The organism is Desulfonatronum sp. SC1, assembly GCF_003046795.1.
Taxonomy (GTDB): Bacteria; Desulfobacterota; Desulfovibrionia; order Desulfovibrionales; family Desulfonatronaceae; genus Desulfonatronum.
This window is the reverse complement of the sequence record NZ_PZKN01000001.1, coordinates 71915-91039: the sequence shown is the minus strand read 5'-3', so window position 1 is coordinate 91039 and position 19125 is coordinate 71915. Positions and strand designations below refer to the sequence as shown.

At 60.2% G+C, this 19125-nt stretch carries 23 protein-coding genes and 1 riboswitch; of the genes, 8 read left to right on the top strand and 15 right to left on the bottom strand.

The window, feature by feature from the left end; genetic code table 11:
- Window positions 1-61 precede the first annotated feature (61 nt).
- From C6366_RS00415 to C6366_RS19455, 4 genes are all read left to right on the top strand, one after another.
- Window positions 62-571 (top strand): GNAT family N-acetyltransferase, encoded by a 510-nt coding sequence (locus tag C6366_RS00415; protein ID WP_107735378.1) that lies wholly within the window; start codon window positions 62-64, stop codon window positions 569-571.
- Between the two features lie 223 nt (window positions 572-794).
- Window positions 795-1103 (top strand): type II toxin-antitoxin system RelB/DinJ family antitoxin, encoded by a 309-nt coding sequence (locus C6366_RS00410; RefSeq protein ID WP_107735377.1) that lies wholly within the window; start codon window positions 795-797, stop codon window positions 1101-1103.
- On the top strand, window positions 1100-1393 hold the full coding sequence (locus C6366_RS00405; RefSeq protein ID WP_107735376.1) for a type II toxin-antitoxin system RelE/ParE family toxin: 294 nt from the start codon (window positions 1100-1102) through the stop codon (window positions 1391-1393). The genes C6366_RS00410 and C6366_RS00405 overlap by 4 nt, the downstream gene beginning before the upstream one ends.
- Window positions 1394-1648: 255 nt before the next feature.
- Window positions 1649-1807, top strand: coding sequence for a hypothetical protein (locus C6366_RS19455; protein ID WP_158269577.1), 159 nt, complete (start codon window positions 1649-1651; stop codon window positions 1805-1807).
- A 54-nt stretch (window positions 1808-1861) separates the two neighbouring features.
- Here the strand turns inward: C6366_RS19455 and C6366_RS00400 are convergent, their stop codons facing one another.
- On the bottom strand, window positions 1862-2656 hold the full coding sequence (locus tag C6366_RS00400) for a 1-acyl-sn-glycerol-3-phosphate acyltransferase (protein WP_107735375.1): 795 nt from the start codon (window positions 2654-2656) through the stop codon (window positions 1862-1864).
- Here C6366_RS00400 and C6366_RS19955 point away from each other — a divergent pair.
- Window positions 2615-3364: a putative toxin-antitoxin system toxin component, PIN family gene (locus C6366_RS19955; RefSeq protein WP_199221383.1), complete on the top strand. Its 750-nt coding sequence runs from the start codon at window positions 2615-2617 to the stop codon at window positions 3362-3364. The genes C6366_RS00400 and C6366_RS19955 overlap by 42 nt on opposite strands.
- On the top strand, window positions 3361-3591 hold the full coding sequence (locus tag C6366_RS00390; protein ID WP_107735374.1) for a ribbon-helix-helix protein, CopG family: 231 nt from the start codon (window positions 3361-3363) through the stop codon (window positions 3589-3591). The genes C6366_RS19955 and C6366_RS00390 overlap by 4 nt, the downstream gene beginning before the upstream one ends.
- 216 nt (window positions 3592-3807) lie before the next feature.
- Here the strand turns inward: C6366_RS00390 and C6366_RS00385 are convergent, their stop codons facing one another.
- From C6366_RS00385 to thiS, 14 genes are all read right to left on the bottom strand, one after another.
- A complete protein-coding gene (locus C6366_RS00385) occupies window positions 3808-4482 on the bottom strand; it encodes a DUF4276 family protein (RefSeq protein ID WP_158269576.1) in 675 nt (224 codons plus the stop codon).
- A complete protein-coding gene (locus C6366_RS00380) occupies window positions 4475-5584 on the bottom strand; it encodes an AAA family ATPase (RefSeq protein ID WP_107735372.1) in 1110 nt (369 codons plus the stop codon). Before C6366_RS00380 ends, C6366_RS00385 begins: the two co-directional genes overlap by 8 nt.
- Window positions 5585-5662: 78 nt before the next feature.
- Entirely contained in the window at window positions 5663-6772 is a 1110-nt protein-coding gene (locus C6366_RS00375) for a restriction endonuclease subunit S (protein WP_107735371.1), read from the bottom strand.
- The gene (locus tag C6366_RS00370) at window positions 6769-7503 is read right to left on the bottom strand and encodes a transposase (protein ID WP_199221382.1); all 735 of its coding nucleotides are present in this window, start codon (window positions 7501-7503) and stop codon (window positions 6769-6771) included. Before C6366_RS00370 ends, C6366_RS00375 begins: the two co-directional genes overlap by 4 nt.
- Complete coding sequence (locus C6366_RS00365; protein ID WP_107735370.1) at window positions 7500-8957, bottom strand: class I SAM-dependent DNA methyltransferase; 1458 nt, start codon at window positions 8955-8957, stop codon at window positions 7500-7502. The genes C6366_RS00370 and C6366_RS00365 overlap by 4 nt, the downstream gene beginning before the upstream one ends.
- A 203-nt stretch (window positions 8958-9160) precedes the next feature.
- Window positions 9161-9457 (bottom strand): HigA family addiction module antitoxin, encoded by a 297-nt coding sequence (locus C6366_RS00360; RefSeq protein ID WP_107735369.1) that lies wholly within the window; start codon window positions 9455-9457, stop codon window positions 9161-9163.
- A 3-nt stretch (window positions 9458-9460) separates the two neighbouring features.
- Window positions 9461-9748 carry a type II toxin-antitoxin system RelE/ParE family toxin gene (locus tag C6366_RS00355; protein ID WP_107735368.1) on the bottom strand — a complete coding sequence of 96 codons (288 nt, stop codon included), beginning with the start codon at window positions 9746-9748 and terminating at the stop codon, window positions 9461-9463.
- 61 nt (window positions 9749-9809) lie between these two features.
- A complete protein-coding gene (gene hsdR, locus C6366_RS00350) occupies window positions 9810-12257 on the bottom strand; it encodes an EcoAI/FtnUII family type I restriction enzme subunit R (RefSeq protein WP_107735367.1) in 2448 nt (815 codons plus the stop codon).
- 217 nt (window positions 12258-12474) lie between these two features.
- A complete protein-coding gene (thiC, locus tag C6366_RS00345; protein ID WP_107735366.1) occupies window positions 12475-13779 on the bottom strand; it encodes a phosphomethylpyrimidine synthase ThiC in 1305 nt (434 codons plus the stop codon).
- Between the two features lie 5 nt (window positions 13780-13784).
- Window positions 13785-14429 carry a thiamine phosphate synthase gene (thiE, locus tag C6366_RS00340; protein ID WP_107735365.1) on the bottom strand — a complete coding sequence of 215 codons (645 nt, stop codon included), beginning with the start codon at window positions 14427-14429 and terminating at the stop codon, window positions 13785-13787.
- Between the two features lie 34 nt (window positions 14430-14463).
- Window positions 14464-15177, bottom strand: coding sequence for a sulfur carrier protein ThiS adenylyltransferase ThiF (gene thiF, locus C6366_RS00335; protein ID WP_107735364.1), 714 nt, complete (start codon window positions 15175-15177; stop codon window positions 14464-14466).
- Complete coding sequence (thiH, locus tag C6366_RS00330) at window positions 15174-16292, bottom strand: 2-iminoacetate synthase ThiH (RefSeq protein WP_233248344.1); 1119 nt, start codon at window positions 16290-16292, stop codon at window positions 15174-15176. Before thiH ends, thiF begins: the two co-directional genes overlap by 4 nt.
- Window positions 16289-17071: a thiazole synthase gene (locus C6366_RS00325; RefSeq protein ID WP_107735547.1), complete on the bottom strand. Its 783-nt coding sequence runs from the start codon at window positions 17069-17071 to the stop codon at window positions 16289-16291. Before C6366_RS00325 ends, thiH begins: the two co-directional genes overlap by 4 nt.
- An 8-nt stretch (window positions 17072-17079) precedes the next feature.
- Window positions 17080-17283: a sulfur carrier protein ThiS gene (gene thiS / locus C6366_RS00320; protein ID WP_306460414.1), complete on the bottom strand. Its 204-nt coding sequence runs from the start codon at window positions 17281-17283 to the stop codon at window positions 17080-17082.
- A gap of 65 nt (window positions 17284-17348) precedes the next feature.
- A riboswitch (TPP riboswitch) is annotated at window positions 17349-17450 on the bottom strand.
- A 222-nt stretch (window positions 17451-17672) separates the two neighbouring features.
- Here thiS and rpsB point away from each other — a divergent pair.
- Both rpsB and tsf read left to right on the top strand, forming a co-directional pair.
- On the top strand, window positions 17673-18470 hold the full coding sequence (gene rpsB / locus C6366_RS00315) for a 30S ribosomal protein S2 (RefSeq protein WP_107735363.1): 798 nt from the start codon (window positions 17673-17675) through the stop codon (window positions 18468-18470).
- Window positions 18471-19070, top strand: coding sequence for a translation elongation factor Ts (gene tsf, locus C6366_RS00310; RefSeq protein ID WP_107735362.1), 600 nt, complete (start codon window positions 18471-18473; stop codon window positions 19068-19070).
- Window positions 19071-19125 lie beyond the last annotated feature (55 nt).

Here is a 19125-nt window from a genome sequence, read left to right as displayed (position 1 = left end):
TGTGGCGAACGAGTAGCCTTCACCCCTCACGTCGCTTCCACTCTGAAAAAGGAACCTTGTTATGCTCGAAATCCGAAAAGAAGACCCCCGAGACCAGAAAGCCGTCCATCGTCTGAACCTGGCCGCGTTCGAGAACGGCCCGGAAGCGGCCCTGGTTGACGCTCTTCGGGCCTCCTGCAGTGAGTACCTCGCCTTCGTGGCTGAGGAAGACGGCGTTGTGATCGGCCACATCCTGTTCACCCCGGTCACGGTGGACGGTTCCGACGCCGTGGGCATGGGGCTGGCGCCCATGGCGGTGTTGCCCTCTCATCAGCGAAAGGGCGTTGGTTCCCGGCTGGTCCGGCACGGGCTTGACCATTTGCGCCGCACAGGCTGCCCCTTCGTCATCGTCTTGGGGCACCCCGAGTATTACCCACGCTTCGGTTTCGAGCCAGCCTCCAAGTATCGACTCGTCAGCCAATGGGAGGGGGTACCGGATGAGGCCTTCATGGTCGCGGTGCTGAACGCTGACGCCCTGCCCAAGGCTGGAGGCACGGCGCGGTACCGGGATGAATTCGATGACGCCATGTAGGTTTTTGCCGTAACACCCTACCCCTCAATCATCCAGCCGAATATCCTTCCCCTCCTTGATCCGCGTCATGGTCCTGACCGCGCACATCTTGCCGCACATGGTGCAGGATGGCGTAGGGTCGTGTTCATAGTTTCTTGGGCCGAGTTTCTTGGGCCGAGGGCTTTGACTTTGTCATGCAATCGCATTACGCTTCTATTTGTTCACATCTTGCATGGAGGTTCTCATGGCTGCCAATGCTCTTGTCCAAACCCGGATTGATGCCGAACTCAAGGAACGCGCCGCCGTCGTGCTGGAAGGCATGGGCCTGACCGTCTCCGATGCCGTGCGCATCCTGCTGACCCGCGTAGCCCGCGAAGGAAGCCTGCCTGCAGGACTGACCATGGACCCCGCCGTCCATGACGCCTGGTTCCGGGCCAAGGTCAAAGAGGCGCTTGAGGACACGCGGCCTGCAATCCCCGGGGATCAGGTCGAGGCCCGTTTTGAGGAACGCCGGGCCACGGCGCGTCGCAAGCTTGAGGAAACCCTGTCGTGAAAATCGAGTGGTCCTGGTTCGCTGTCGAAGACCGGACCAGCATCTTCGACTACATCGAACAGGACGATCCTCGATCCGCCATTGCCGTGGATGAACGGATCATGGAGCAGACGGCAAAGCTGGCTCGTTTCCCGGAATGCGGCCGTCCGGGCCGGGTCGAAGGCACACGCGAACTGGTCATCAACAGAACGCCGTTTATCGTCGCCTATCGTGTTCAAGAAGGCGTTGTCCGCATTCTGCGCATCCTGCATGGTGCACAAGCCTGGCCCAGCGGCATGCCCGATACTTGACCGAATCACCCTTTCGGCTCCCAGCACCTTCCTAAACAGCCCGTCGGAAAATCCACGACCTGACCATTCCCCTGGCAATATGCCCTAGCGGCGCCGGCGGATTCCCGGCCGGAATGATCCCCACAGCTCCGAAGGTCCTGATGATGTCCATATAAGCATATTTAGCCTGTCCCTTATTCCTCCATGAGGTGGCCTCATTATACCGGCCCGCAGGTGGCTCTATAGCTGTGACCGCCAACAACGACGACGAGGAATGTGAACCGGGCGCTGGAGATCCTGGAGCGGCTGGATGCCGAGGATAATCAGGCTGGTGCAGAGTGCGCCGCCTTTGCCGTTCCGCCCGCCGAGACTTGCCTGTCGACAAGCGAACAGACGCGGCTTCGCGATGTCAAAATGCTGAAATACAAGACCTGACCCCGATCTGCCGATCTGACCCCGCTGGCCCCCTTGACGTTCTTATCATGGATGTCATGGCCGGGGCATCCCCTCCCTGTTCCATTGCTCCAATTTCCCTTGAATGAAATCCACGATGTGCGCGTGCTCATCCTTGCCCGGCCCGGTGACCGTCATGGGTTCATGGAAGTGGACATGGACGGTTTTCTTTGGGTCTATCTTTCCAAAATCCTTGATAAGTTTTCCATTGCCCCACGCATCGGTCTTCAACGCGAAAGGAACCACCTGGACCCCGGCCCGCTTGGCCAGCTTTACCCCCATGGAGTTGAATTTCCGGGGATCGAACTCCGGTTCTCGGGTCGACTGGGGAAAGACCACAATCGAGATACCCTTCTCCAGCCGTCTGCAGCCTTTCTCCACGACGGTCTTGAAGTCGTTCCGTGGGTTTTGGCGCTCTACCACGACCGGATCGCGGGCGATCATCACATGCTTGAACACGGGATACTTCACCAGGCTGCGCTTGACCACAAAGGTGACCGGCCGGTGCGGCTGGATGATCGATGGCAGGACAAACGTCTCCAGGGTGCTCATGTGGTTGCCCACGAAAACGCATGGGGAGTCGAGCTTCGCCAGAAGGGGAACGTTCTCGATCTTCAGGCGGACGCCGGCGCTTTCCAGGGCAGAGCAGATGGTCCGGCTGCTTTCGATCCAGGCCCGGCCGTCATACATCGACCGCCTGGCTTTTTTCGCAGCCCGAAAGACAACCCCGATCATCTTGGGATAAAAGATCGCGCTGGGAAAAGTTCTGGTGAACCAGGAGAGAGAGCGGTGCGGGGAGGTGTAATCTTTCGTAGGAAGAGCATCGAACATGCCGGGATTCCTTTTTTAAAAATCAAGACGCCCAACTATTTTCAAGAAGATTTACCGGGTATCGAAAAAAAGGCAACTTTCTTGTTCGAGGATTCGTTGATTCATGGATTCGTTAATCCTGTCATCACCCGGACCGGTGGGGCACAATACCGAGGGTGTAGCCGACCGCCGCGACTTGCCTGCCGACAAGCGAACCAAAGCACCTCGTGTTGTCAAAATGCTGAGATACAAGACCTGACCCAGAGCCCCGCGCTTGCCATGCGACATGATGGCATATATGCTATCACAATGATTCCCTTGGTGATTGACACGAATGTTTTCGTGGCGGGTTTGCGTTCGGCGCGGGGCGCTTCGCGTGAAGTTTTGCGACGTGCGTTGATGGGGCGTTATGAGCCTTTGTTCGGCAACGCGCTGTGGCTTGAGTATCGCGATTTGCTGGATCGCCCGGTGTGGGGCGACGCAACTTCGGCGACGGAGCGTCTTGAGGTTTTAGCGGCTCTGGCCCAACGCGGCCGTTGGGTAACAATTTATTACGGCTGGCGGCCAAACTTGCCGGATGAGGCCGATAATCACCTGATCGAGTTGGCCTTGGCGGGTAATGCCGAGGCGATTGTCATGCAAAACGTGCGGGATGTTGGCCGTGGCGAGTTGCACCTCGGCTCGCTGCGCATCCTGACGCCCGCGCAATGTTTGGAGGAATGGCCATGAGCACATTGACGATCCGTTTGCCCGACGATACGGCGCAGCGCCTGAAGGCGCTTGCCAAGAGCCGTGGCTTGAGCACGAACAAGCTGATTGAGGAGTTGAGCGCGCATGCGCTGGCGGCCTGGGATACGGAAAACCATTTTCGGGCCTTGGCGGCGACGGGCAATGTGAACCGGGCACTGGAGATCCTGGAGCGGCTGGATGCCGAGGATGATCAGGCGGGTGCATAGTGCGCCGTCCACGCCGTTCCGCCCGCCGAGACTTGCCTGCCGGCAAGCGAACCGACGCGGCTTCGCGTTGTCAAAATGCTGAAATACAAGACCTGACCCCGGTCCCGCTGCCTCCAATAGTCCAATGTCCCGGAATCCGCCGACCTTTTGATAGGCGTTCTTTGTCAGCCGCGCCAACTCCTTGCTCGGGCTCCCCAGACAATCCGGAGCACGAACTCATGCCAGATGCTCAATCTTTGTCATCCATTCGTTAAAATGAGGACACTGTTCACGCATGCGTTGAAGGCCAATATGCCGGGCGATCCGGTGTGCGTGGGCGTTGACGCTGCTCCCTTTCTTGTATCCGGGAAACAGCCGGATAATACGTTTGGACGGAGCGGTTTCCGGGTCATCGTTGATCGCCTCACAGCCGCCGCACTCTTCGACGATTTTTGTGAATTCCGCTTCGAGTTCGGGACGCTGGAAAATCTGAGCCATCTTATCCGGGCATGCGAAAAGCAGACTTTCGGTCTCGTGAAGCTGAACGTAGGGAATAAATCGATTCCGGTTGAAATCCAGCCCCATTTCAGCGGCTACCTCAGCCGCAATGGCCGGTTCGATAATGGTTGGGATTTCTTCAGGTCTTTTTCCCTTGGCGCTTGCCAATCCCGGCCAATCTTCCCGCAAGCCATAGTAGTCAAAAAGCATGGTCACCGTGCTGTCCGATTCCTGAGAAAGGAGAGCCTTCAGCTCCCGAAGCACCGTGGCGAATTTGTTGCCACCTTTATGCCCCGGCTTTCCCACGACACGAGGATAAAGGTAGACTCCCCTTCCTCCCATTTCCGGAGCAAATACCCGGTCAACAATCGCGCGTTCGGTCGGTCCTTCGACGAGAACCAACACCCTACTCATGTGACGGGCCTCCATCGAAAACGTTTTTCTGCCACAGTTCTCCTAGGGTAAAATCCTTCAGCCACTCCGCCAGGGGGGCGGCCTCCAGTCGACGGAATCTGGAGGCTCCCTCGTCGCGATCAACGACGATGACTTCCTCGGGCTCGAAATGATTCAACAGTGAGGCGGATTGGGTTGAAACGATAAGCTGGGTGCGTTCCGCCGCGTCTCGCATAACCCCGGCCAGCACATCCAGGGCGAAAGGATGCAGGCCCAGTTCGGGTTCGTCGATAACGATCGTGGATGGTGGAGCAGGTTGTAGCAGGGCCGTTGCCAGGCAGATGAAGCGGATGGTTCCATCGGAGAGCTGCCATGGTTGGTATGGGTAAGAAGACCCCTTCTGATTCCATTCAAGCCGTACGACTTCGTTGCCTCCCTGGTCTTCAGATTCCAAAAGAAAGTCGTCGAAAAACGGAGCGATGATTTGAACGGTCTCTCGTATTTTTTCAAAGTATTCAAGATGCTTTGTTTTCAGGCGGAACAGGAAGGGAGCGATGTTTGCCGCGTCAGGTTGGAGTTCACGCCAATTGCGTATTGAATGATCCCGTCGCATGCCGGCGGTCGTACTCGTATCGTGAAAATGATAGACCAGCCAGCTGGCAACCGCCTCATAAACATACGATTCCGGGCCAGGGTACGGCCCCCACTTGGAGCTTTTTCCTTTCCACTGCTTAAGGAGAGATTCGGTGCCTCCACCGACATGGTGCTCCCAATCTCCCCCCGCAGTGTATAGAGTGCTTTCCCTTTTCACCATCAACTTCATCGAAGCGGTTGGTGCAAGCGCAAACCTGTATTCGTTTCGTCCAAACTTCAGATGGGCTTCGATCTCCGGAGTCTCCTTGGGACCGCCAAAAAAGAAGCCGTCAGCCCCGGCGTTTTCGGTGACGAAACTCGCCAGCCCTTCCTCGGACATGGCGCGCAGCATTCGGAAAAAAGAAACAAAATTGCTTTTCCCGGCCCCATTTGCGCCAATGAGAAGGTTGAGTTTGCCAAGTCCAAAATTGTTCAAGGATCGGATGGACTTAAAGCCGCTGACCGATAAATTACTCAGTGGTTGTCCCATATTATTTCACGCTCGAAGCCTTTGGATTTTTTCACTATGTAAAATTACATTCGTCGCTATGCTCGGATTATGTCCAGATTAAGCCCCCAATATATCCACCAACTGCCGTCGCTGCTCATCTGTGATGGCGCGTTTCCCGTTTTCCATCTGCGAGATGTAGGCTTGGTTCAGGCCCAGGGCCTTGGCTACGGCGGATTGGGACAGCCCGGCGGCCTTGCGCAGTTCGGCCAGGGTGCGGGCGGTTTTGGGTGCGGTGGGTGGAGCCGGAATTGCCGGGCCTGAAGGCTTCGATGTCGGAGCAATGGGGGCGCGTGGCGCTGGGGCAGCGTGCTTGACGGGCGTGGCGGAAACGTTGAGGCCGTTGGTTGTGCCGGTGAGTTCGGTCACCAGGGCGGAGAGAAGATTCGCGGCTAGAGCGTCACGTTCTCTCTGCTGCGCCTCCAGTTGATCACATAACGCCATCAACTCATCTACCTTGGCCACGATGCGGCGTTGTTCGGCGAGGGGAGGAATTGGAACTGGGATGGAAAGCCACTTTCCTTTATTCAGAATCGCAATCGTTGTGCTACTGGATTTCCTCCATGCAGTTGACTGAAAATAGCGTGAGCGAGCCGCTATCAATAGATATCGTGGATCTACGAATGGGACGGGCGTTAGAGAGTTGATCTGCTGATTAAAAGCACATTCACGTTCAATCAAATTGCATTTCCCAATCGTCCCAATGCAGACCATGAGGAGGCTACCGTTTGGGGCAAGGCGGCTACTACTCTCCGCACCGTGCCGAGTGAGACTCTCATTCAAATAGTTGACCGAATTGGGAAGTATGTCCGCAGGTTTTATAAATGGAATATCGCCGTTAAAAGCATCGTGGTCAGTTTTGCTCGGGGTTGTTCCTGTTTGTGCTGCGCCAATGTCGGCAAGTGCTATCCATTGCCAATAGGAAGGAACATCGAACGGTGGCTCGACTATTTCGACAGACTCTTTTGGCGGGCGTAATCCAAGCGTTGCCGCGACCACAGCGGCATTATCACGGAACTCGACGACGGATGGGATTGTTCCATCGTCTGCATGTCTGGATGTGAGCTTTCCTTGCACCGCCAATTCCAGCACCAACTCCCGCATCTTCCCCACCGCTCCCGGCGCGTCGGCGAAGAGGTTGAATTTTTCGAAGAAGGTTTCGAGGGTCATGGGTGGCCTTTGCTGGGAACGCGAGGCTCTGCACTCGCGGGTTTTGAAGAGCGGGTGCGGAGCCCCGCGTGCCCAGGGGGTACGTTTCCGGCGCTGCTCCAGGGCCAGTCTTCGGGGCGGGTTGCGAGTCCGGCTTTGACCGGGTTGTTGTGGATGTAGGCCAGGGCGCTGGCGAAGTGCTTTTTGTCGCGGATGAAGCGATCCCAGAACTCGGGGTGCCAGATGCGGGGCAGCGGCTTGTCCGGTTGGCGGACGAGCCGCCCAATGGCGTTGGCGGAAAACGTCTTCCATGATCCGACCACGGTGTTCATGCTCCACCCCGGCAGGGTTTGGAACAGCGTGTGGACATGGTTGGGCATCACGACCCAGGCGATCATGCGGTAGCGTTCACCGTCGAAGTGCAGAAGCGCGTCCTGAACGATCCGGGCGCAATCCGGACGACGCAACCAGCAGGCCCCATGACCGGCATCGACAAGGGCTTCGAGGTTGCGGCGTTTTTCGATGTCGCGTTGATTCGGATCCAGTTGCTGAATTTTCGCCAGCAGACGCTCGACGGTTTCCTTCGGCAGACTGTCGGCGAGATGAAATGTGACATGCTGAATCACGTCATTGGAGTCGAAATGCGGCAGGTATCCGCGCGAATGCCAACCCCTGGGAACGCGAGGCTCCGTACTCGCGGTTTTTAAAGAGCGGGTGCGGAGCCCCACGTTCCCAGGTTTTTCCGTTTTCATCGACTCAATGCCTCCATAAGCTGAGCCTTCAGCTTCCCCCGCGTCTCGGCGATCTGCTCCAGCAGCTTTTCGTATTCCGGCAGCAGGTGCTCCACGTCGCCCGGGCCGGTGTCGGCATTGTGCGGATTTTTCAGGTCCAGGTTGTAGTTTCCGGCCTTGATTTGGTCGATGGGCACGCGCCAGGCCCGTTCGTTCTCCACGCGGCCGGCAAAGCCGTCCTCTTCCCTCCCCCACCAGGTCCGCTCGGCCTCGAACTCCTCGATGCGGATGGGCTTGCCCTTGTTGTAGCTCTTGGCTCCGGGCGGATACGGGTGCTCGTAGTACCAGACTTCCCGGGTGGGCGCGCCCTTGGTGAAGAACAGGAGGTTGGTGCGGATGCCGGTGTAGGGGTTGAACACGCCGCCCGGCAGGCGGACGATGGTGTGCAGGTTGCACTCGGTGAGCAGGGCTTCCTTGATGCGCGTTTTCACGCCTTCGCCGAACAGGGTGCCGTCGGGCAGGACGAGTCCGGCCCGGCCGCCGGGCTTGAGGATCTTCATCAGCAGGACCAGGAACAGGTCCGCGGTTTCGCGGGTCCGGAACTCGGAGGGGAAGTTGGCTTCGATGCCGTCCTCTTCCATGCCGCCGAAGGGCGGATTGGTGACCACCACGTCCACGCGCTCCCTGGGGCCCCAGTCGCGCAAAGGGCGGGCCAGGGTGTTGTCGTGGCGAACATTGGCGGGCACGTCGATGCCGTGCAAAAGCAGGTTGGTGATGCACAGGACGTGGGGCAGGTGCTTTTTCTCGATTCCGGCGAAACAGTCCTGGATGGTCTGTTCGTCGGCTTCGCTTCTGGCCTGTTTGCGCAGGTGCTCGATGGCGCAGACCAGAAAGCCGCCCGTGCCGCAGGCCGGGTCGAGGATGGTTTCGCCCAGGCGCGGGTCGACCTGCTCGACGATGAACCGGGTCACGGCCCGGGGGGTGTAGAACTCGCCCGCGTTGCCCGCGGACTGGAGATCCTTGAGCAGCTTCTCGTAGATGTCGCCGAACATGTGGCGGTCGTCCGAGGCGTTGAAGTCGATGGCGTTGATCTTGTTGATCACCTGGCGCATCAACGTCCCGTTTTTCATGTAGTTGTTGGCGTCCTCGAAGGACATCCGGATCAGGCCGCTGATCTTGTCGCCAGCCACGGTCAGGGACTTGAGCTTGGGCAAGAGCGCGTTGTTGACGAAATCCAGCAGGGCCTCGCCGGTAATGCCCTCCTCGTCCGCGGCCCAGGCGGACCAGCGCAGATTCTCCGGAAGCGGGGAGCGGTAGGCGTCGCGCAGGAGCTGCATCTCCTTTTCCCGGTCGTCGAAGATCTTCAGAAAGAACATCCAGCCGAGCTGTTCCAAACGCTGGGCATCGCCGTAGGTCCCGGCGTCCTTGCGCATGATGTCCTGGATGGATTTTACGATGCCTGAGATGTTGGGCATGGGTTATGCGAGATGGTTCAGGTGTAGGGGCAACCCTTCGTGGTTGCCCGTTTCGTGGCATTTTTTCAAGGTCGTGAATCAAGCAGGACAGGAACGGGAGCCCGCCCTGCCGCAGCATTCAATTCCACGATAAAAAGTCAACAAACTTGGAACCATCTGTCGCGGGCTGAAAAATCCGTGTACAGGCTGTTGTCCGCATTCCTTCAGGCAACGGCCAGTTGCCGGACTTCCTCGTTGATCCGTTCGGCCAGTGCGTCCTCAGCCATGTCCAGTTCGTAGTCCATTTGCAGGCCCATCCAAAAGCTGGAGGAATTGCCGAAGTATCTGGAGAGCCGCAAGGCCGTGTCCGCCGTTATGGCGCGTTTCCCGTGAACGATCTCGTTGATCCTGCGCGGGGAGACGCCAAGATCCCTGCCCAGCCGGTTCTGGCTGATGGCCAGCGGCTTAAGGAACTCCTCTTCCAGAATCTCACCAGGATGTACGGGAAGAATTTTCTTCATTTCTCACCCCTTATGATAATCGACGATCTCAACGTCATGTGCGCCGCCATCGCGCCAGACAAAACAGATTCGCCATTGGTCGTTGATACGGATGCAATGCTGCCCCTGGCGGTTGCCCATGAGAGCTTCCAAGCGGTTCCCCGGGGGGATGCGCAGGTCATCTAGGCTTGCGCTGCGATTCAGCATGCGCAGCTTCCGGAAGGCGGTTCTCTGGATGTCGGTCGGCAACCTTCGCGAATATTCGCGCTGGAAGATCCGCTCCGTTTCTTTGCACCGGAAGCTTTCAATCATGTGAGCATTGTATAACGCGTATCGTTATGCGTCAAGCTTTGGGGTGTTTGGCAATGCTGCTTTACGCGACGTCCATGTAAAGTTGCGCCTCCAGCTCCCTGACCGCGGCCAGGTACGCGGGCTTGCCGCCAAAGAGACTGATGATCTCGATGGGGGTTCCGAAGGTGCGCAGGGGGTCCACCTTGAGAATGTCCAGGGATTCGACGCTCTGGATGCCGGTTTCGGCGTACTTGGCCAGCAGGGCGTTCAGGACCGCGCGGGCCTTGTCGCCGTATTTCCCGAACACGTTGCGCTTTTGGACCTTTTCGGCCCGCTCCGTGCGGGTCAGCGGCGGCTGGTCAAAGGCGACGTGGCAGACCAGATCAAAGGCGTCATAGTCCCGGCCCACCTGCTCGGCAAGTTCGTCCAGGAACACGCCCCGGGCGGCCAGTTCCTCCAGAACGGCCTGTTTGCGTTCGGCGTCGTTCCAGACGGTCAGAAACGAGTCCAGGGTGGCGTAGGTCCGGCGCACGGCCCTGCGGGAGTAATCCTTCAGGGATTCGGTGATCAGCTTGCCGTGTTCGTCCAGATACTGGACCCGCTCCGTGGCCACGCGGACTTCCACGTCGTCCACGTAGTATTTGACCGGCGGTTGCCGAGCATTTGTCGGATCTCCCGGATCATCGCCCAATGGATAGGCGGTCTCGTCCGAAAAAGCTTCCGAAGTCGCTTCCGAAGGATCTTCCAAGAGATCTGCCGAGAGATCTGCCGAGAGATCTGCCGAGAGATCTTCCGAGAGATCTTCCGGCGGAACCGGCGGGTCGTCCGGGCCGGGTTCGTAGATCTGGACCGGCTCGCCGTCGAAATCCGGGTCCGCGAACAGGCTCGTGGCCCGCTTGAAATCCATGATCGTGAAGTAGAGCTTGCCATAGTCCTCGTTGATGCGGGTGCCGCGCCCGATGATCTGCTTGAACTCGGTCATGGAATTGATGCGCCGGTCCAGGACGATGAGCTTGCAGGTCTGGGCGTCCACCCCGGTGCTCATCAGCCGGGAGGTGATGCAGACGACCGGATAGGTGGATTCGGGGTCGATGAAATTGTCCAGTTGGGCCTTGCCCTCGTCGTTGTCGCCGGTGACGCGCATCACGTACTTGCTGTTGGCCGCGGCCAGATCCGGGTTGGCGTTGACCATGGCCTGGCGCATGCGCTCGGCATGGTCGATGTTTTCGCAGAAGATGATGGTCTTGGAGAAGCGATCCGTGGCCTGAAGGAACCGGGTGACCTTGGCCGCCACCAAGGCGGTGCGCCGTTCCAGGATCAGATTGCGGTCGAAATCGCGGTCGTTGTATTCGCGGTCCTCGATGGCCCGTCCGTACTTGTCGGTCTGCCCGTCCTCGGGCCGCCAGCCGTCCAGGTCCTTGTCCAGGCCGATGCGGATCACCTTGTAGGGCGCGAGAAAGCCGTCGGCTATGCCCTGGCGCAAGGAGTAGGCGTAGAGCGGCTCGCCGAAGTACTCTATGTTGGAAACGTCCCTGGTCTCCTTGGGCGTGGCGGTCAGGCCGACCTGGGCGGCCGAGGAGAAGTATTCCAGCACCTTGCGCCAGGCCGCGTCATCCGCGGCGCTGCCCCGGTGACATTCGTCCACGACCACCAGATCGAAGAAATCCGGCGAGAACTGCTTGTAGATGTTCTGCTCTTCCTCGGTCCCGGTCACGGCTTGGTAGAGACAGAGGTAAATCTCAAAAGCCTTGTCCACTGTGCGGTTGGTGATCTTGGTCATGGCCGGGCCGAAGGGCTTGAAGTCGTTGGTCTTGGTCTGGTCGGCCAGGATGTTGCGGTCAACGAGGAACAGGATGCGCTTCCTGGCCCCGGACTTCCACAGCCGCCAGATGATCTGAAAGGCGGTGTAGGTCTTGCCCGTGCCCGTGGCCATGACCAGCAGAATTCGGTTTTCGCCCCGGGCGATGGCCTCCACGGTGCGGTTGACGGCGATGATCTGGTAATAGCGAGGCGTCTTCAGGGAGCCGTCGTCGTAGTATTCCTGGGCGGCCACGGCTTCCTGCGCGGCGGTGTAGCCCCTGGCCGCGAGATAGCGGGCCCAGAGTTCGGCGGGAGCGGGAAACTGGTCCAGGGGGATTTCCCGGGTGACGGGGCCGGCGACGCCTTGACCGGTGGTTTTGGTCCGGTCGTGCTCCAAAAAGGCGTCCCCGTTGGTGCTGTAGGCAAAGGGGATGTCCAGGATCTCGGCGTATTCCAGGGCCTGCTGCATCCCGTCGCCCACGCAGTGGTTGTTGTCCTTGGCCTCGATGACCGCGAGGGGCAGATTCGGCTTGTAATAGAGGATGTAGTCGGCTTTCCTGGCCTCGCCGCGTTTCACGGTCCTGCCGCGGACAATGACCCGGCCCTTGGTGAAGTAGCATTCCTCCCGGATCTGGGTCATCACATCCCACTTGTCGCCGCTTGGGCCCACAAGCGCGGGGGTGACGAACTTGGTGCGGATGTCCGCTTCAGTGAGGGCTTTCTTGTTCATGGGCGGGCTCCATGAAGTAATAGGGCAAGAAGTGACAACCTCTCGGGCATCATCAGCGCTATACCGCCCGAAACCGCCTCAGGCAATGGCCGACCGCCTGGAAATAATTCAAGTCTCGCTCTCCTCCGCCCTCCAGATCACCTGTAGGAGAAGGGTCAAGTCTGCCCTTGGCTTGCAAGCATTCTCTGTTCAGCGAATCCACTTATTATGCCCCCCCTCAATCATCCAACCGTATATCCTTCCCCTCCTTGATCCGCTTCATGGTCCGCACCGCGCACATCTTGCCGCACATGGTGCAGGAGTCCTCGTGGGCCGGTTTGGAGGATTCGCGGTAGGCACGGGCTTTTTCCGGGTCCAGGGCCAGGGTGAACATGGCTTCCCAGTCCAGGTCGGCGCGGGCCTTGGACATCTTGTCGTCCCAATTCCTTGCGCCGGGAATGCCCTTGGCGATGTCCGCGGCGTGGGCCGCGATGCGGGCGGCCATGATCCCTTCCTTCATGTCCTCCAGGGTGGGCAGGCGCAGGTGTTCCGCCGGGGTGACGTAGCAGAGGAAGTCCGCGCCGGCGGCCGCGGCCACGGCTCCGCCGATGGCGCTGGTGATGTGGTCGTACCCAGGGGCCACGTCCGTGACCAGGGGGCCGAGCACGTAGAAGGGCGCGCCGTGGCAGAGCCGTTTTTCCAGGACCATGTTCGCGGCGATCTCGTTCAAAGCCATGTGGCCGGGACCTTCGATCATCACCTGAACGTCGCGCTCCCAGGCCCGTTTGGTCAGTTCGCCCAGAACGATCATTTCCTGGACCTGGACCGCGTCCGTGGCGTCGTGCAGGGAGCCCGGGCGGCAGCCGTCGCCGAGACTCAAGGTCACGTCGTGCTTCACGCAGATCTCCAGCAGCCGGTCGTAATGCTCGTAGAACGGGTTCTCGGCGTCGTTCTCCTTCATCCAGGCGTAGAGCAGGGAGCCGCCCCGGGAGACCAGAGAGGTCAGGCGGTCGGTTTTCTCGATCCGCTCCGCGGTCAGCCGGTTCAGACCGCAGTGGATGGTCAGGAAATCCACGCCGTCGTCCACATGGGTCTGGACCACGTCGAAGAACTCGTCAACGCTGATGTCGGACAGGTTCTTGTCGTAGAAGCCCACGGCGTCGTAGATGGGCACCGTGCCAATCATGGCTCGGGATTCGGCGATCAGGGCCTGGCGGAATTCCCGGGTCTTGCCGAAGCAGCTCAGGTCCATGATCGCCTCGGCCCCCAGGCGCAGGGCGTGGCGGACCTTTTCCATTTCCAGGTCCATGTCGCAAGCGTCCTTGGAAATGCCCAGGTTGACGTTGATCTTGGTGCGCAATCCCCGTCCGACCCCCTCGGGGTCCAGGTGGGCGTGGTTCTTGTTGGCCGGAATGATCACCTCACCCGCGGCCATGCGTTCCATCAAGGTTTCCAGGGGCAGATTTTCCTTGGCCGCCACGGTGCGCATCTGGTCCGTGATAATGCCCCCGCGGGCCGCATCCATCTGGGTTGTCCAGTTCATGATCGTCATTCCTTTATAGTATTGTTCATGGCGTTGCGCAGGGCCCGGATCTGCCCGGCGATGTCCGGCTTGGCGACGATTTCCGTGATCATGGCCACGCAGGACGCACCTCTGTGAATCACTTCCCCGATGTTGTGCTCCTTGATCCCTCCGATGACCACGAAGGGAATGGACAGATTGGCCGTGACCCATTCCAGATATTCCAGGCCCACCGGCGCGCAGACGTCCTTCTTGGTCTTGGTGGCGAAGATCGGCCCCACGCCGATGTAGTCCGCCCCGGCCGTCGCAGCGGCCCGGGCCTGGTCCGGGGAGTGGGTTGACAGGCCGATGATCTTGTCCGGTCCAATCAGACGGCGGACCACCGGCACCGGCAGGTCGTCCTGGCCCACATGCACCCCGTCCGCGTCCACGGCCTGGGCCACGGCCACGTCGTCGTTGACCAGGAACAGGGCCCCGGCCTCGCGGGTCAGCTTCCGGATGGCCGAGCATTCCTCCAGCTTGACCCGTCCTGGCTTGTCCTTCTCCCGGTACTGAATGAGCTTGATTCCGGCGTCCAACATGGCCCGGACCACCTCCAGGTTGGACCGGCCCAGGGAGTGCTCCTCGCTGGTCAGGCAGTAGAGATCGATGTTGTGCAGGGGATTGCTCATGAGGTGATTCCTTGGGTGTCGAGGGTTCAACGGTTCACGGTTGACCAATGCAATTCTGTAGGGGCGCACCTGTGTGTGCGCCCTTTGTATGCGCCCTGCGTACGCCCCATGTCCGGATTGCCGGGGCAATTTTGTCCCTTTGAAGGCGCAGAAAATGATGCAGCACCACGTCGGCCTGCTTGGCCGCAGCCATGGCAACCAGGGGGGCCAGCGGGGGCGTATCTGAACAGGCGGCGGTTTGCTCGTCGCCAACGAGAAAGAAATTGGCCCGGAGGCGTCTGGTGCGGATGCGGTCGGCGTCCCCACATCCGGCAATGCCGGAGGCGGCCACGAACAAGGCCGCCGTGGGGAGCATGGCCTCGGCCAGCAGCTTTTTCACGAACGGGTCATCCACGCATTCCAGCACGGCATCGCAACCGGCAAACAGGCCCTGAACGTTGTCTTCCATGATCCGCGACTCCAGTAGCTCCAACTCCAGGTCCGGGTTGATGCGCAGCAGGTTGGCGGCCAGGGCCACGACCTTGGGCAGGCCGACCTGGTCCGGGAAGAAGAACTGCCGGTTCAGGTTGGAGGCCTCCACCCGGTCAAAATCCACAAGCACGAAGCGCTTGAACCCGGAGCGAACCAGGGCGTGGGCGCAGTTGGAGCCCAGACCACCGGCCCCGGCCAGGCCGACGCGCACCCGTTGCAGGCGGGCCAGGGCCTCCGGGCCGATGTGGTGGGCGATGCCTTGTTCCAGGAGGGTCATGGCGTTACCTGGTCTAATGGCTGCCAGTCCTTGAACACAGGCTGATAGCCCTTTTCCCGCAACATGGCGGCGATCTCGCTCACGCTTCGGTCGTCGGCCACCTCGAACTGCGGCGTTCCGGACTGGTCCGCCCCATGACCGCCCACTGAGGTGGAGACTCCGGCGGAGAGCCGGGTCACGCCCAGGGGGAGCAGGTTTTCCCGAAGCCGGGGAGATTCCCGGGTGGACAGGGTGATGGCCGCTCGAGGCAGGAACAGGCGCTGGGCCAGAAGGATCTGAGTCAGATCGCGGTCTGAAACCGGTTGCTCCGGCTGCCAGCCCGCGGCATGGGGGCGCATCCGGGGCAGGGACAGGCTGATTTCCGCACCTGGAAAGTGATCCTGCAGCCAGCGGGCGTGCAGGGCCGCACAGAAGGCGTCCGTGCGCCAATCGCCCAGCCCGTAGAGCGCGCTGAGGCCCACCCAGCGCATGCCGGCATGGCAGGCCCGTTCCGGCGCGTCCAGGCGGAACGCGTAGTCCCGCTTGGGGCCGCTGGGGTGCATCCTGTCATATTGTTCAGGATCGTAGGTTTCCTGGTAGATGACCAGCCCCTCGGCCCCGGCGTCGATCATCCGGGCGTACTCCCCCTGGGTCAGGGCGTAGACCTCAAGGAGCAGGCTGGGGAAAAATTCCCGGAGCACGGCGAGAACCTGCTCCAAAAACTCCGGCGGCGCCTTGGGCCGGGCGTCGCCGGTAAGCACCAGGACCTGACGCAACCCGGTGGCGGCGATGCGCTCGGCCTCGACGCGGACTTCCTCCAGGGAAAGCTGGCGGCGCGGACCGTTCCGGTCCGCGTTGAAGCCGCAATACACACAGCGGTTGGCGCAGAAGTCCGAGACGTAAAGCGGGGTGAACAACTGCACAGCCCGACCGAAATGGCGCAGAGTGATCTCTGCGGCCCGCCGAGCCAGGTCTTCCAGCATGGCTCCGGCGGCCGGCGAGAGCAGGGCCAGGAGGTCCTCCGGACCGAGACGGTCTTTGCTCAAGGCCCGAATTACGTCCTGTCGTTGACGCTCTTGGAGAGCCTTGGACGTGATCATGCCTGTGTATGCGCCCATGACTTCTGCAAAGCTCACGAGCCGTCTCCCTCCAAAAAGCCGGTCAACGGCGAAGAAGCGTCGGCCTTCAGGCGTTGCGCCCCGTGCCCTGCCAGGAACCCGCGCCGTCCGGCCCGCACCGCTTCACCGAAAGCCCGGGCCATGCTCACGGGATCGGCGGCCGTGGCAATGGCCGTGTTCACCAGCACCCCGTCCGCGCCCATCTCCATGGCCTCGCAAGCATGGGAAGGCCGACCCAGCCCGGCGTCCACGATGATCGGCAGGTCGATTTCCTCGATCAGGATGCGGATCATCTCCTTGGTTTGCAGGCCGCGGTTGGTGCCGATGGGCGCGCCCAGGGGCATCACCGCCGCGGCTCCGGCGGAAACCAGATCCCGGGCCACGTACAGGTCCGCGTTGACGTAGGGCAGAACCACGAAGCCCTCGGCGGCCAGGATTCCCGTGGCCCGCACCGTGGCGTATCCGTCCGGGAGCAGGTGGTTGTTGTCCGCGATGACCTCGATCTTGATCCAATTCCCGCAGCCCATGGCCTTGGCCAGCCGGGCGATGCGCACGGCCTCGTCCGCGGTGCGCGCGCCGGAGGTGTTGGGCAGCAACCGCATGGTTTTAGGGATGTGTTCCATGACGTTGCCCGTGGCGGCCTGGAAATCCACCCGCCGCAGGGCCACGGTGATCACCTCGGACCCGGAGGCCGCGCAGACATCCGGAATCACCGCGTCGTCGCCGTACTTGCCTGTACCGGTGAACAGACGGCTGCCCAGGCGTTCCCCGCCGATCTCGAAGAGGTCGTCCCCCATGCTTTGCATCAACCACCTCCCACGAATTGCAGCAGTTCCAGCCTATCGCCTTCGCTCAGGACCGTGTTCGCGAAACGATCACCGGGAACGATCTCTCGGTTCAGTTCGGCCACGACCCTGGACGGGTCCAATATTCTGGTCTCAATGAGTTCCAAGAGCGTGACTCCCGTTGAGACTTCTTCCGGTTTGCCGTTGATGATCACCTGCATCATGTCCCCTGATTGGCAAATAAAAACGCCTTTTCGGAACCTGGCGTGAAGCTCTGCGTTCCGAAAAGGCGGTCTGCGCGGTGCTTCCCTACGACGGTATAATCCGTGTCAGGTTCCAAGGGTCGGGGCCTCTGCCCCCTCTCAGCCTTACGGCTCCCCCAGCTATGAAAATTGGCTATCGCAATCTGAACCCCCTGTAAAGGGTTTCGATGGCTTCGGAAGGAAGTTGCTTGATTTTTTGCTTGCCAGTTGTTCAATTTTAGCCTAATTGAACACGGTTCGAAATTCGCACATCCTCCGAGAAACCCGAGGGTCTTTCGTCCGTGACGAAAGTGAGCGGGTTCAAGTGCGGAGGATGGAGGAAAAACCCACCAGTTCTAAGGAGTATTGCAATGGCGTACGTGACAATGAAGCAGATGCTGGAGACCGGCGTGCATTTCGGTCACCAGACCCGGCGTTGGAATCCCAAGATGCGGCCGTATATCTTCGGCGCGCGCAACGGCATCCACATCATCGACCTGCAGCAGACCGTGAAGATGTTCCAGAAGGCCCACGACTTCATCGCCGATACCGTGGCCCAGGGTGGCAAGGTCATGTTTGTGGGCACCAAGCCCCAGGCCCGGGAAATCATCAAGCAAGAAGCCGCGCGGGTGGGCATGTTTTCCGTGACCCATCGCTGGATGGGCGGCACCCTGACTAACTTCCAGACCATTCGCAGTAGCATTCAGCGCCTGAAGAAGCTGGAAGCCATGTTCGAGGACGGCACCGTGAGCCGGTTCGTCAAGAAGGAAATCGTGCGCATGCAGCGTGACGTGGGAAAGCTGAACCTGGCCCTGGGCGGGATCAAAGACATGGAGTCCCTGCCCCAGGCAGCCTTTGTCATCGACCCGAACCGGGAAGACATCGCCATCCAGGAATGCCGCAAGTTGAACATTCCGGTGGTCGCCGTGGTGGACACCAACTGCGATCCGGATCTGATCGACTTCATCATCCCCGGCAACGACGACGCCATCCGGGCCATCAAGTTGTTCTCCGCGAGCATCGCTGACGCCTGCACCGAGGGCGCCGCCAGGATGCGCGACATGGACCAGGCCGCTGAAAAGTCCGCCGAGGCCGCGCTGACTCAGGCCGCCGCGGAGGACGAAAGGGCTGAAACGGAAATTGAAAACGACGCTACGGAGGAGAAATAAATGGCCATTTCCGCAAGTCTGGTAAAGGAGCTGCGCGAGTGTACCGGCGCTGGCATGATGGATTGCAAAAAAGCGCTGCAGGAGTGCGACGGGGATCAGGAAAAGTCTAGGCTCTGGCTGCGTGAAAAAGGCTTGGCCAAGGCCCAAAAGAAGTCCGGCCGGGCCACGTCCCAGGGTTATATCGGGTCCTACATCCACTCCAACGGCAAGATCGGGGTGATGGTCGAGCTGAAGTGCGAGACCGACTTCGTGGCCAAGAATGAGAAGTTCCTGGAACTGGCCAAGGATCTGGCCATGCAGGTAGCCGCCACGGCTCCGCTGTGCGTGGCCCCGGAGGACATTCCGGAGGACGTTCTGGAGCGGGAACGCCAATTCGTCACCCAGCAGACCCGGGACGAGGGCAAGCCGGAAAACATCATCCCCAAGATCGTGGACGGCCGGATGAAGAAGTTCGCCCAGGAAGTCTGCCTCCTGGAGCAGGCCTTCATCAAGGACGATTCCCGCAAAATCCAGGCTCTGATCACCGAAACCATCGCCGTGCTCGGCGAAAACATCCAGGTCGGCCGGATCGTGCGGATGGCCCTGGGCGAAGAAGCTTAACAAAAGACAGATGACCGTGGGGCACGGCGCGCCGCGCCCCCACGGTGATACACGT